12 protein-coding genes are annotated in these 12,641 nt (G+C 60.7%); 3 read left to right on the top strand and 9 right to left on the bottom strand.

The features are described from left to right. Window positions 1-11 precede the first annotated feature (11 nt). The gene (locus tag C4J84_RS24670) at window positions 12-491 is read right to left on the bottom strand and encodes an RNA pyrophosphohydrolase (RefSeq protein WP_003176750.1); all 480 of its coding nucleotides are present in this window, start codon (window positions 489-491) and stop codon (window positions 12-14) included. Window positions 492-634: 143 nt separating this feature from the next. On the opposite strand from C4J84_RS24670, the gene C4J84_RS24675 reads away from it, so the two are divergent. Beyond that, complete coding sequence (locus C4J84_RS24675; RefSeq protein ID WP_124372199.1) at window positions 635-1,291, top strand: HAD family phosphatase; 657 nt, start codon at window positions 635-637, stop codon at window positions 1,289-1,291. Between the two features lie 95 nt (window positions 1,292-1,386). Here the strand turns inward: C4J84_RS24675 and C4J84_RS24680 are convergent, their stop codons facing one another. Genes C4J84_RS24680 through ilvA form a run of 4 tightly spaced genes read right to left on the bottom strand, consistent with a single transcriptional unit; the run spans window position 1,387 to window position 5,095 of the window. Next, complete coding sequence (locus C4J84_RS24680; RefSeq protein ID WP_124372200.1) at window positions 1,387-1,854, bottom strand: DUF2269 domain-containing protein; 468 nt, start codon at window positions 1,852-1,854, stop codon at window positions 1,387-1,389. Then, window positions 1,851-3,116, bottom strand: a complete 1,266-nt coding sequence (locus tag C4J84_RS24685; protein ID WP_124372201.1) for an SDR family oxidoreductase — start codon at window positions 3,114-3,116, stop codon at window positions 1,851-1,853. Before C4J84_RS24685 ends, C4J84_RS24680 begins: the two co-directional genes overlap by 4 nt. Window positions 3,117-3,126: 10 nt before the next feature. Beyond that, window positions 3,127-3,540 carry a DUF2269 family protein gene (locus C4J84_RS24690; RefSeq protein ID WP_124436231.1) on the bottom strand — a complete coding sequence of 138 codons (414 nt, stop codon included), beginning with the start codon at window positions 3,538-3,540 and terminating at the stop codon, window positions 3,127-3,129. Window positions 3,541-3,580: 40 nt separating this feature from the next. After that, a complete protein-coding gene (gene ilvA / locus C4J84_RS24695; protein ID WP_124436232.1) occupies window positions 3,581-5,095 on the bottom strand; it encodes a threonine ammonia-lyase, biosynthetic in 1,515 nt (504 codons plus the stop codon). 138 nt (window positions 5,096-5,233) lie between these two features. Here ilvA and rpiA point away from each other — a divergent pair, with 138 nt between their 5' ends. Together rpiA and C4J84_RS24705 are read left to right on the top strand one after the other, a co-directional pair. Beyond that, window positions 5,234-5,905: a ribose-5-phosphate isomerase RpiA gene (gene rpiA / locus C4J84_RS24700; RefSeq protein ID WP_124372204.1), complete on the top strand. Its 672-nt coding sequence runs from the start codon at window positions 5,234-5,236 to the stop codon at window positions 5,903-5,905. 336 nt (window positions 5,906-6,241) lie between these two features. Further along, window positions 6,242-8,188, top strand: a complete 1,947-nt coding sequence (locus C4J84_RS24705) for an autotransporter domain-containing protein (protein WP_124436233.1) — start codon at window positions 6,242-6,244, stop codon at window positions 8,186-8,188. On the opposite strand, the gene C4J84_RS24710 is transcribed toward C4J84_RS24705, so the two are convergent. From C4J84_RS24710 to C4J84_RS24725, 4 genes are all read right to left on the bottom strand, one after another. Then, window positions 8,189-9,097: an SdiA-regulated domain-containing protein gene (locus C4J84_RS24710; protein ID WP_124436234.1), complete on the bottom strand. Its 909-nt coding sequence runs from the start codon at window positions 9,095-9,097 to the stop codon at window positions 8,189-8,191. Window positions 9,098-9,217: 120 nt separating this feature from the next. After that, complete coding sequence (locus C4J84_RS24715; RefSeq protein ID WP_124430737.1) at window positions 9,218-10,144, bottom strand: SdiA-regulated domain-containing protein; 927 nt, start codon at window positions 10,142-10,144, stop codon at window positions 9,218-9,220. Between the two features lie 179 nt (window positions 10,145-10,323). Next, the gene (locus C4J84_RS24720) at window positions 10,324-10,989 is read right to left on the bottom strand and encodes a fumarylacetoacetate hydrolase family protein (protein ID WP_124368736.1); all 666 of its coding nucleotides are present in this window, start codon (window positions 10,987-10,989) and stop codon (window positions 10,324-10,326) included. 24 nt (window positions 10,990-11,013) lie between these two features. Then, window positions 11,014-12,408 carry an FAD-binding oxidoreductase gene (locus C4J84_RS24725; RefSeq protein WP_124436235.1) on the bottom strand — a complete coding sequence of 465 codons (1,395 nt, stop codon included), beginning with the start codon at window positions 12,406-12,408 and terminating at the stop codon, window positions 11,014-11,016. Window positions 12,409-12,641 lie beyond the last annotated feature (233 nt).

Consider the following 12,641-nt stretch of genomic DNA (forward strand, 5'->3'; position numbering starts at 1 on the left):
GAACTCCGTCGTCAGTCGCGCGCTAAAAGGCGCGGGGCAAGCTCTTTGAGAGCGCGACGATAAACCTCGCGCTTGAATGTCACCACCTGGCCCAGCGGATACCAATAGCTGACCCAGCGCCAGCCATCGAACTCCGGTTTACCGGTCAAATCCATCCGCACCCGCTGCTCATTGGAGATCAGGCGCAGGAGAAACCATTTCTGCTTCTGGCCGATACACAGCGGTTGGCTGTGGGTACGCACCAGGCGTTGCGGCAAACGATAGCGCAACCAGCCCCGGGTGCAGGCCAGAATCTGCACATCTTCGCGCTCAAGGCCGACTTCTTCGTTCAACTCACGGTACAAGGCGTCTTCAGGGGTTTCGTCGGGGTTGATCCCACCTTGAGGAAACTGCCAGGCATCTTGGTTGATTCGGCGAGCCCATAGCACCTGTCCGGCATCATTCGTAAGAATAATCCCGACATTAGGACGGAAACCATCGGGGTCGATCACGGCAACAACCTCGCAAACGCATGTCGCCGCATTGTTCCACAAAGGTTCATCCAGCGGCAACGAGGCTTCTTACCTTATGTGCACTCTTGTGAAAAGACCGTATTCTGGACGCCTTTTTACAGACTTTTCAGCGAGTAACCGCAATGCGCCTGGCTTTATTCGACTTGGACAACACGCTCCTGGGCGGTGACAGCGATCACGCCTGGGGTGATTACCTGTGTGAACGCAGGATTCTCGACCCGGTGGCTTACAAGGCGCGTAACGACGCGTTCTATCAGGACTACCTGGCTGGCAAGCTGGACAACGCCGCTTACCTGAACTTCTGCCTGGAAATCCTCGGCCGCACCGAGATGGCTCAGTTGGACGAATGGCACAACGACTACATGCGCGACTGCATCGAGCCGATCATGCTGCCCAAGGCCGTGGAACTGCTGGCCAAGCACCGCGCCGCCGGCGACATGCTGGTGATCATCACCGCCACCAACCGTTTCGTCACCGCGCCGATTGCCGCACGGCTGGGGGTTGAAACCCTGATCGCCACCGAGTGCGAGATGGAAAATGGCCGCTACACCGGGCGCAGCACCGATGTGCCTTGCTTTCGTGAAGGCAAGGTGACGCGCTTGAACCGTTGGCTGGAAGAGACCGGGTATACCCTGGAAGACAGCTACTTCTATAGCGACTCGATGAATGATTTGCCGCTGCTGGAGCAGGTGACTCATCCGGTGGCGGTGGATCCAGACCCGAATTTGCGGGCCGAGGCTGAAAAGCGGGGCTGGCCGGTGATTACGCTGCGCGGCTGATAAAGCCATCGGGAGCAAGCCCCCTCCCACACTTGGAATGCATTTCAAATGTGGGAGGGGGCTTGCCCCCGATGCAGGCGACACGGGCCCAAGCCTTACATAGGCTTGGCCACCATCAGGTAGAAAATCGCCATGAACGCCAGGAATGCAGGCCAACCCAGGCCAAACCACCAGCGCATATAGGTTGCGGCCTTGAGTGGCATCGCCGTACCTTCGCGCAACGCCTGTTCCGCCATCTGGTGCACACGAATCTGCAACCACACCACTGGCAGCCAGCAGATCCCCGCCAACACATACAAACCGAACGTCCACTGCAACCAACTCTGCTGCAATGACCAACCCGCCAGATGCATCAAGCCGATCCCACTCAATGGCTGGAACACTGCCGTGGTCGCGGTAAACGCCCAGTCGGCAAAGACCAGGTGTTTGAATGTTACGGCGATCACTTCCACTTTGCCGCTGCGCCAGGCGCGCAACGCGTAGTAGGCCGAGCCCGCGCCCAGCCCGAACAGGATGGTGGACGAAAGGATATGCAGGGTTTTGAGCAGCAGGTAAGCACTCATCGGCGACACTCATTCACAGTAGGTTCAGTCCAAAAAAGCCATAACGTAGCCACCATCAGCACCAGGTTCTTGGCGACGGCGGCGTAGGGGTCGAACCAGTAGTGGGGCAAAACGAAGCTGATGACTACGGTGTATCCGGCCATCAACAACAGTTGCAATAGCAGGGTGTGGCGCCGCCAGCGCCTGATCAGCAGCCCGATGCCCAACAGACCATCGCACAGCGACCCGCCGATCACCGCCAGCATCGCCCAAACACCGTGCACGCCTGCCTGCGCCATGATGCGCAAGCCCCACTCGTACCCCGGCCCCAGGCACACCGCTGCGGTGCCCAGCCAGATCAGCACCAGCACCGCCAGCATCAAGGGACGGATCGTAAGCTGGCTGCTCACGGCCGCTGTCGGCCAGCCCTGCAAACGCGACGACAGCGGCGCCGCCGAATAACCGCAGACCGAAGCCAGCACCTCGGGGTCGGCCACGTTGTCCTGTTGCGCCAGAGTAATGCTTTGTCTGTTCAGCGCACGCCAACCCAGGCGGTCGCCCACCCGACCGCTCAACCCTAGCAGCGGCGCCTGGACGTATCGGCCCGGCGCCCAGCCTTGTACGGCGCGCAAGTGATCAATGACCTGGCCCAGCCGCATCGGTTCAGGCCCTACCAATGGCAACACCATCGCTTCAACTGGCCACCGACGCAGCAATGCCAGTACGGCCCCGACGACGTCAGCGATATGCACCGGTTGCAGATGGGCCTTGAGGTCCAGCAACGGGATCAGCGGCCACGGCGAAAGCGCGGCGAGCCAGGCACTGCTGGCGCCGCCCTCACCCACCACCAATGAGGGTCGCAATACCACCGCTTCAATCCCGAGGCCAAGCAGATAGTCGTCAGCCGCTCCTTTGCTGGCGAGAAACGGCACATCGGACTGCGCTGAAGCGCCCAGGGCGGAAACCTGCAGCACTCGCACGCCGCGCTGCGCCGCCAGATCGAACAACGCGCAAGTGCCCCGGTCCTGCACCCGGCTCAGCTCGGCCGCATCCACGCTCAGCAGACCGGCTGCATTGATCAGTAAATCAACGGATTCGGGAAAGTCGAAACCTTCGGGGTCGACGGCCAGCAGGTTCAGATCCAGCGGGCGCCACTCCACGCCCGGCCAATTCTGGCTTCGAGGCTCGCGACAAGTAGCGACCACTTGATGCCCCGCCTGCTGCAGAGCCAGCAACAGGTGGCGCCCGACAAACCCGGTGGCGCCTACCAGAAGAATGTTCATGAAGCTCCTTTCAAACCGGCTTGGCACCCTTCAGCCCGGCAATCGCCACAAACCCCACCAAACTGACCACCGCCAACACCAAAGTAAAATTCAGGCCACCGCCCTCGCCTTTACGCAGCCGATTAAGCCGCGCCACCAGCCAGAACCAGGCCAGCGCCGCCACGGTATACAGAATGCTGGAACCCAGGATCCAGGTTTGCCCCAGCGGCCAGCCGACCAGGTGCACCATCCACCAGCCGGTGAACGGCATGCTCACCAAACAAATGCCCATCAGCAGCCAGACGAACGCCCACGGGCGTTGCACGATCATCGCCGGCCCGGCGCTGCGCTTGCGCCAGGCCAGTACTGCCAGGCCCAGGCCGCTGAGCAGCAGCAATACGGTGGCGGCGATGTGAATAACCTTGAGGGTGGTCAGCGTTTCCATAGTCTCGATTCCTTGAAGGCCGCTCAGTCAGCGTAGTCGCTCAACCGAGGAACAACTGGTAGGCCGGGTTTTCGCTTTCATCCCAATACGGGTAGCCGATCTCGGCGAGGGCGGCCGGGACCAGGTGGCGCTCGTCCGCCGGTACTTGCAGGCCGGCGACCACCCGGCCGTCAGCCGCACCGTGGTTGCGGTAGTGGAACATCGAGATATTCCAGCGCCCGCCCAGTTTGTTAAGAAAGTTGAACAACGCCCCCGGCCGTTCCGGAAATTCAAAACGAAACACCAGCTCGTCACTGACTTTGGCCGCATGCCCGCCGACCATATGGCGGATGTGCAATTTGGCCAATTCGTTTTCGGTCAGGTCCAGCACCGGGAAACCCTGGTCGGTGAGGCTGGCGATCAATGCGCTGCGCGGGTCGTTTTCCGGGTGGGTCTGCACGCCGACGAAGATGTGCGCCTCGCTGCCGGTGTGATAGCGGTAGTTGAATTCGGTGATCTGGCGCTTGCCAACCGCCTCGCAGAACGCCTTGAAGCTGCCCGGTTTCTCGGGAATGGTCACGGCGATGATGGCTTCGCGGCCTTCACCCAGCTCGGCGCGTTCGGCCACATGGCGCAGGCGGTCGAAGTTGACGTTGGCGCCGGAATCGATGGCAACAAAGGTCTGGCCGCTGACGCCACGGGTCTCGACATACTTCTTGATCCCGGCCACGCCCAATGCGCCTGCCGGCTCGGTGATCGAGCGCGTGTCGTCGTAGATATCCTTGATTGCCGCACAGATTTCATCGGTGCTGACGGTGATCACTTCATCCACATAGTCTTTGCAGATGTCGAAGGTGTGCTGGCCGATCTGCGCCACCGCCACGCCATCGGCGAAGAGGCCGACGGTCGGCAGCACCACGCGCTCACCCGCCGCCATCGCCGCTTGCAGGCAGTTGGAGTCGTCCGGCTCGACGCCGATGATCTTGATGTCCGGGCGCAGGTATTTCACATACGCCGCAATGCCGGCGATCAGCCCGCCGCCGCCCACCGGCACGAAGATCGCGTCCAATGGCCCTGGGTGCTGGCGCAGGATCTCCATCGCCACGGTGCCCTGCCCGGCAATGGTGTGCGGATCATCATAGGGGTGAATGTAAACGTAGCCTTTTTCATCGACCAGCTTCAGCGAATAGGCCAGGGCTTCCGGGAAAGAATCACCGTGCAGCACCACCTTGCCGCCACGCGAGCGCACGCCTTCGACCTTGATTTCCGGGGTGGTCTTGGGCATCACGATCGTTGCCTTGACCCCCAGCACCTTGGCCGCCAGGGCCAGGCCCTGGGCATGGTTGCCCGCCGAGGCGGTGACCACGCCGCGTGTGCGCTCCTCTGCGCTGAGCTGGCACAGCTTGTTGTAGGCGCCGCGAATCTTGAACGAGAACACCGGCTGCAAGTCTTCGCGCTTGAGCCAAATCTGGTTGCCCAGCCGCTCGGAAAGCTGGCGGGCAGTCTGCAGGGGTGTTTCTACGGCAACGTCGTAAACGCGCGAGGTGAGGATCTTTTTGACGTAGTGTTCAAGCATCGGCAGGCATCTACTTCAGGGGTTGGGCATGGCCAGGGAGTCTAACCCGGCTTTTGGCCGGGAGACCACACGAATCCCAAGGTTTGTTGGGGTATACTCGCCGCCCTCGATCACTCCCCCGCCCGTTCCGGAGCCCGCATGACCCAGGATCAACTCAAACAGGCAGTGGCCCAGGCCGCTGTCGATTTAATCCTTCCCAAACTCGACGACAAGAGCATCGTCGGTGTCGGCACCGGCTCCACTGCCAACTGCTTTATCGATGCGCTGGCCCAGCATAAAGGTGCGTTCGATGGCGCAGTGGCCAGCTCCGAAGCGACCGCCGCACGCCTTAAAGGCCATGGCATTCCGGTGTACGAGCTCAACACCGTGAGCGACCTGGAGTTCTACATCGACGGCGCGGACGAAAGCGATGCCCATCTGAACCTGATCAAAGGCGGCGGCGCAGCCCTGACCCGCGAGAAGATCGTCGCGGCCGTGGCCAAGACCTTCATCTGCATTGCCGACGCCAGCAAGCTGGTGCCGGTGCTCGGTGCATTCCCGCTGCCGGTGGAAGTCATCCCGATGGCCCGCAGCCACGTGGCCCGCGAGCTGGTGAAGCTGGGCGGCGACCCGGTGTACCGTGAAGGCGTGTTGACTGATAACGGCAACATCATCCTCGATGTGTTCAACATGCAGATCACCAACCCGGTGGAACTGGAGACGCAGATCAACGCCATCGTTGGCGTGGTGACCAACGGCCTGTTCGCCGCACGCCCGGCGGATGTGCTGCTGTTGGGTACCCCGGAAGGCGTGAAAACCCTCAAAGCTTAAGAACACCGCAGTTCAAATGTGGGAGGGGGCTTGCTCCCGATGGCAGTGTGTCAGTCAGAATATCTGGTACTGATACACCGCCATCGGGAGCAAGCCCCCTCCCACATTTGATAGCGAACCGGTCTGGATTTCTGTAACACAAACGCTACTTTTCGCAGCACTCCTCTCCAAAACCGTGCGCTCTGTCACGCCCTGTCTGGTATCCAATCCGTTACAAATTACAACCAAGCGACCCACGCGTTTAACAATGCGCCAATTCGCCGCCGCCCATGGAATGAGGCGCGCATTGTGCAAAGCGTCTGCGCTTGAACATCTCATCACCTCAAGGAAGACCCTGTGATAAAGCCCCTCGCCCTCGCTCTCAGCGTCGCCGGCACTCTGCTGTCGACGCATCTTCAAGCCTATGATTACGGCCAGCACGCCACCACCACCCTGGAAAAACTGATCAACGACTACCCCGGGCGTTATCGCGGCACGGCCAATTTCGCCGGGGCGGCCGATTGGATGCAGAGCCAGATGGGCACGGCCTACAGCATCAGTCGCCAGGACTTCACCTGGAACAACGGCAGTCGCGCCTCGCAAAACGTGGTGGCCTACGCCGCCGGCACTAAACCGCAGTACGTGGTGATCGGCGCGCACTTCGATACCTACTTCGGTCGCCCTGCCCTGCAAGGCCTGGACGACAACGGCTCCGGCGCCAGCGTGCTCACCGAGGTGGCGAAGAACCTGGGCGGGCTGCAACTGGAAAATGGCTTGCAGGTGGTGGGCTTCGGCGCGGAAGAAGAAGGCCTGCGAGGGTCCAAGGCCTTCGTTGAGTCCCTGAGCGCAAGCCAACGCGCCAACATGCTCGCGATGATCAACCTCGACAGCCTGATCACCGGCGACATGATGTATGCCCACGCCGGCCAGAACAGCGCGGCCAACCCCAGCCTGGCAGCGTTGCGCGAACACACCTTCCAGATCGCCAGGGAGCTGAATATCCCCCTGTTCACCAACCCCGGCCTGGACCCGCAATACCCCAAGGGCACCGGCTGCTGCAGCGATGGCGAGCCGTTCGAACCGCTGAATATCCCGATCCTGTATATCGAGGCGACCAATTGGGAACTGGGCGACCTGGATGGCTACACCCAGACCGACAATCCGAAAATCCCCGGCGGCTCAACCTGGCACGACCCGAACGAAGACAATAAAGCCGTGCTCACCGATGCCTTCGGCCAGGCGCGCATCGATCAGCGCCTGCGCGATTATTCGCGCCTGCTCAGCCGCCTGGTGCTGGAACTGACCAATGCCGACTTGATGGCCTCGACCGCCTCGGGCGGCGCCGTCGCACGCAATATGCAGGACAACCTGCAGCGTCAACATCAGGCCGCCGTGCGCTTGCACGACCGCCGCTGGCTGACCTTGCAGTCGGCCAGTCGCGAAGTGGGCAGCTTCGATGGCGAGGTCGGCGTGGACGGCGAATACAACCCGGACAGCGGTTTCGACCGCGCACCCAACCCAGAGGCCCGGCAATTGGGCGTGCATGCGCTGGGCGATTACCAGCTCAATGCCGCCCTGAATATCGGTGCCAGCCTGAGCTACCGCAACGGCCACGACACGCTGGAGCACCGCGGCAAACTCGATAGCGACACCTGGCAGGCCGCCGTCTACGCCCTGCTCAACGACGGCGGGCCGAGCTGGCTGGCCGGTGACCTGAGCGCCGGCCACACGCGCTTCGATTCCAAACGCAACCTGCTGATCCAGGCCAGCGGCGGGCCGGTGCTGCTCAACCAGCACCTGACCGGCAAGACCGACGCGCTGTCCCTCGGCGCACGGGTGCTGGGCGGCTATGACTTCGATTTCGGTGCCCTCCAGAGCGGACCCTTTGCCGGGCTCGATTACAGCCACTACCGCATCGATCAGTTCCACGAGAAGCAGAACCTGCGCACCGCGCTGGACTACGAAGAACAGTCGTTCGATTCCCTGGAAGCCAGCCTGGGCTGGCGCGTGCGCGGTGCTGTCGCTCTGCCTTACAGCTTGAGCCTGATGCCTTACGGCAACATCGCGTGGGTCAAGGAATTGGCCGATGGGCGTCTCGACGACCTGCAACTGACCGCCCGCGCCGATGGCCAGGCCCGCACCGCCAAACTGGGGTCAGTCGACAAAAGTTTTGGTCGCGCGCAGATCGGCAGTCAACTGGCGATTACCCCACAACTGGGGATGTACGCCGAAGTGAACGGTCGATTCGGCCATGCCGAAGGCAGCCAGACCGGCTACTCGCTGGGTGTGCAGTGGATGTTCTGATCAGGGCTTCTTGAACACATAGAACAGGTTCGGCTCACTGACGAGGTACAGCGTGCCCTCGTCATTCATGGCGATCCCTTCGGCCTGCGGCACACGTTTTTTCAGGCCATGGCGCCCGTTGAGCAGTGACAGACTGCTTAACGGGCGACCATCGATATCCAGTTCCAGCACCAGGAACGACTCATCGGAAAGCGCCAGTAAATGGCCGCTGCGCTCGTCGTATTGCAGGCTCGACAGGTCGCGCACAAACAACCCGGCATCGCGCTTGGGGTTGTTGATCACATGCACCGAGTAGGTCTTTTCCGCTTTGAAATGGGGAAAGCCGTGGACCTCATAAATCACCATCGGGTCGCGTTCCTTGGCGACAAACAGGCGCTTGCCCACCGAGTCATAGGCCAGGCCTTCGAAACCCTTGTTGCTGCCAATGTGCACGCCCAGGGTCATTTGCTCCGCATCGGCGGCATCGAGAAATTGCGTGTCATCGTCCACATGCACTTTGATCAGGCGCTGTTGGCGCTCGTCACTGATCACGTAAATATTGTCGCTGATGAACTCCACCGCCTCGGCATCGCCAAACCCCACCAGGGGAATACGCCGCAGGATCTTGCCTTGCAGGGACAGCTCGACCAACTCGGCGTTTTTGTTGGTGACGGTAAACAGGCTTTTGCGCACCGGGTCGTAGGTGAGGGCCGACACATCGTCGTCGAGCCCTTCGATCACCTGGCCTTCCAGGGAGACGCGGTAATCGGCCAGACCGATGCCACGCTCATCCGCAGGCTGGTGCCACACCTGCCAATTGAACCAGGCACGCTCGAACAGACGGAATTGCTGCGCAACGACCGCGGCAGCGACCAGCGCAATCAACAGCAGGATTAAAAGAGCAGGTTTGGGGCGGGCAAATCGACGCATCGTGGCGGGCTCAGAGAAAAACTGGCGAATAGATATCAAGATCGCCTGAATTTAAACTTAAACGCAACGGGCTGTCTGGTGAATGCCGCTTTTTAGGACGCGTCCGACGTAAGACGTAGGTTATTTCTGTTTTTCAAACCGATAGAACAAGTTTGGCTCGCTGACGATATACAGCGTACCGCTCTCGTCCATGGTTACGCCTTCGGCACGCGGGATGGTGTCCTTGAGGCCGTTGAAACCGCCCAGCAGGGTCATGAAGCTGACTTGCTCGCCGGTTTCATCCAGCTCCAGCAGCAGGTGGGAGTCGGCCGACAGCACCAGCAAGTGCCCGGTACGCGGGTCGACGGCCAGGGCGGACAGGTTGCGCACATCCAGCTCGGTACTCGCCCGTTTTTGCTTGTCGCCTGTCAGGGTCTGGCTGCCGTCGCTCTTCCAGGTAAACAGTGCCGGCGGGCGCTCTTCGCCCAGCACCAGTTGCTGGTTGCGCGGGTCCCAAGTGATCGCTTCAAAGGCTTTGTTCTGGTCCTTGGACGGGCCCAGGTCATAACTGGGGAAATCTGCCTTGTTCAACGCCGTGGTGCCGGCGTCTACCTTGACGATGGTCAGGCTGTGCTCGCGCTCATCGACCACGGCCATCAAGCCATTCTCCATCACCGTCAGGCCTTCCGGATTGTTCCAGCCGTTGAGGGGCATCTTGCGCAGCACGTCGCCTTGCAGGCTCAGCTCCACCAGGAACGGGTTCTTCCCCATCACGGAGAACAGGGTTTTGGTGCTTGGGTTGTAGGACAGGTCCGAGGCCTCGTCCTTCTCCATGCCGGGCAGCAACTTGGCGTCGATGACCGCGTGATAGTCCGGCAGCCACACGCTTTCCCGGCGTTCGGCCGGGCTTTCAAAACCCTCCAGCACCCACAACACACCGCGATCATCCCAGTGCATGGCCCAGGCGATGCCATACAGGATCGCGCCAGCCAGAAACACCCAGGAATACCAGCGCATGGTCAAGCGAGAGCGAAGCGTAGGTTTGGAGGTGGGCAGAGGCACGGCCATTGAGGGCTTTTCCGGAAGTCAGCTGTAGGGAATAGAGCAAGAAGCTGGATTATGCGGATGGCGTGTGAAAAAAATGCAAAACCAATGTGGGAGGGGGCTTGCTCCCGATTACGGTGTGTCAGTGCCAAATGTACTCACTGACACACCGCTATCGGGGGCAAGCCCCCTCCCACATTTTTTCAGCGCACGACGCTCTCGAAGCGGTTGACGCCCGACAGCTCCAGCACCAGCTTGTCGCCGACATTCAGCGGCCCTACGCCAGCCGGGGTGCCAGTCAGGATTACATCACCCGCCTGCAGGGAGAAGCAGCCGGCCATGTGCTGGATCATCGGCACGATCGGGTTGAGCATCTGCGCGCTGTTGCCGTTCTGGCGGACTTCGCCGTTGATGGTCAGGCGAATGCCGATATCGGTCACGTCTGCGAACGTGCTGCCGACCACAAAAGGCGCAATCACCGCCGCGCCGTCGAACGACTTGGCGATCTCCCACGGCAGGCCCTTGGCCTTCAACTCGGCCTGTTTGTCGCGCAGGGTCAGGTCCAGGGCCGGGGCGAAGCCGGAGATGGCGTCCAGCACTTCTTCGCGGCTTGGGTTGTTCGACAACGGCTTGCCGATCAACACGGCGATTTCCGCTTCGTAATGCACCGAACCGCGCTCGGTAGGAATAGTGAAACCGCCTTCCAGCGGCACCACGCAACTGCCCGGCTTGATGAACAGCAATGGCTCGGTCGGCACCGGGTTGTCCAGTTCCTTGGCGTGTTCGGCGTAGTTACGTCCGATACACACCACTTTGCCTACCGGAAAGTGGATGTTGGTGCCGTCGATATACTTGTGCTGGTAGCTCATGGAACGACTCCTTAAAAAGCGTCCTTAAACAGCGAAGATCTTGCCTGGGTTCATGATCCCGTTCGGGTCGAACACCGCTTTCACGGCCTTCATGTATTCGATTTCAACCGGTGAGCGGCTGTAAGTCAGGTAATCGCGCTTGGTCATGCCCACGCCGTGTTCGGCGGAGATCGAGCCGTTGTATTTGGCGACGGTCTCGAACACCCATTTGTTCACGGTGGCGCACTTGGCGAAGAACTCGTCCTTGCTCAGGGTTTCCGGCTTGAGGATGTTCAGGTGCAGGTTACCGTCGCCAATGTGGCCGAACCAGACGATTTCGAAATCCGGGTAGTGCTCGCCGACGATAGCGTCAATTTCTTTCAGGAAAGCCGGCACTTTGGAAACGGTGACCGAAATATCGTTTTTGTACGGCGTCCAGTGGGAAATCGTCTCGGAGATATATTCGCGCAGCTTCCACAGATTATGCAGCTGGGTCTCGCTCTGGCTCATCACGCCGTCCAGCACCCAGCCTTGCTCGACGCAATGTTCAAAGGTTTCCAGGGCGTGATTGGCGACTTCCTCGGTGGTGGCTTCGAATTCCAGCAGCGCGTAGAACGGGCAATCGGTTTCGAACGGCGCTGGCACGTCGCCACGCCCGAGGACTTTGGCCAGGGCCTTGTCGGAGAAAAATTCGAAAGCGGTCAGGTCCAGCTTGCTCTGGAAGGCGTGCAGCACCGGCATGATCGAGTCGAAGTCGGTGGTGCCGAGCACCATGGCGGTCAGGTTTTTCGGCGCACGGTCCAGGCGCATGGTGGCTTCCACCACAAAACCCAGGGTCCCTTCGGCGCCGATGAACAGCTGGCGCATGTCGTAGCCGGTGGCGTTCTTGATCAAGTCACGGTTCAGTTCCAGCACATCGCCTTTGCCGGTGACGACTTTCATCCCGGCCACCCAGTTACGGGTCATGCCGTAGCGAATCACCTTGATCCCGCCGGCATTGGTGCCGATATTGCCGCCAATCTGGCTGGAACCGGACGATGCGAAATCCACCGGGTAGTACAACCCATGTTCTTCGGCAACGTTCTGCAATTGCTTGGTGACCACACCCGGCTGGCACACCGCGGTGCGGTCGGTAAGGTTCACGTCGAGAATCTGGTTCATATAGTCGAATGACACCACCACTTCGCCATTGGCCGCCACCGCCGCCGCCGACAGGCCAGTGCGCCCACCGGATGGCACCAGCGCCACCTTGTGGGTATTGGCCCAACGGACGATGGCCTGCACCTGCTCGGTGGTCTTGGGAAAGACGATGGCGCACGGCGCGGGTGCGAAATGCTTGGTCCAATCCTTGCCGTAAGCCTCCAGGGAGTCGGCGTCGGTCAGCACTTTGCCGGGCTCAACCAGGGTCTTCAGCTCATCAATCAGGGCAGGATGGGTCATCGACAGAACTCTCGAACAATTCATGGTCATCCTGAGAACGCTTCACGTCGCAGGAATAGGTGTTTAGCGGGGCGCGTATGCTAGCATACCGCCCCCGCAGGACAGAGCCCAAGGGCGTTTCTGCGGTGACGGCTTTCCTGCCGTCCGGGTCAGCTCTGTGCCCTGATTCGCCAATACGTTTCTGTATGACGAGTGGCTGTTGTCGTCAGGCAAGGCGCCGCGACGACTCATAG

Source organism: Pseudomonas sp. R11-23-07 (assembly GCF_003852295.1).
Classification (GTDB): Bacteria; Pseudomonadota; Gammaproteobacteria; order Pseudomonadales; family Pseudomonadaceae; genus Aquipseudomonas.

Bases quoted from the DNA above. Each gene is read 5' to 3' on its own strand.
- C4J84_RS24675 (WP_124372199.1), top strand. From the start codon at position 635: ATGCGCCTGGCTTTATTCGACTTGGACAACACGCTCCTGGGCGGTGAC.
- C4J84_RS24680 (WP_124372200.1), bottom strand. From the start codon at position 1,854: ATGAGTGCTTACCTGCTGCTCAAAACCCTGCATATCCTTTCGTCCACC.
- C4J84_RS24685 (WP_124372201.1), bottom strand. From the start codon at position 3,116: ATGAACATTCTTCTGGTAGGCGCCACCGGGTTTGTCGGGCGCCACCTG.
- C4J84_RS24690 (WP_124436231.1), bottom strand. From the start codon at position 3,540: ATGGAAACGCTGACCACCCTCAAGGTTATTCACATCGCCGCCACCGTA.
- ilvA (WP_124436232.1), bottom strand. From the start codon at position 5,095: ATGCTTGAACACTACGTCAAAAAGATCCTCACCTCGCGCGTTTACGAC.
- rpiA (WP_124372204.1), top strand. From the start codon at position 5,234: ATGACCCAGGATCAACTCAAACAGGCAGTGGCCCAGGCCGCTGTCGAT.
- C4J84_RS24710 (WP_124436234.1), bottom strand. From the start codon at position 9,097: ATGCGTCGATTTGCCCGCCCCAAACCTGCTCTTTTAATCCTGCTGTTG.
- C4J84_RS24715 (WP_124430737.1), bottom strand. From the start codon at position 10,144: ATGGCCGTGCCTCTGCCCACCTCCAAACCTACGCTTCGCTCTCGCTTG.
- C4J84_RS24720 (WP_124368736.1), bottom strand. From the start codon at position 10,989: ATGAGCTACCAGCACAAGTATATCGACGGCACCAACATCCACTTTCCG.
- C4J84_RS24725 (WP_124436235.1), bottom strand. From the start codon at position 12,408: ATGACCCATCCTGCCCTGATTGATGAGCTGAAGACCCTGGTTGAGCCC.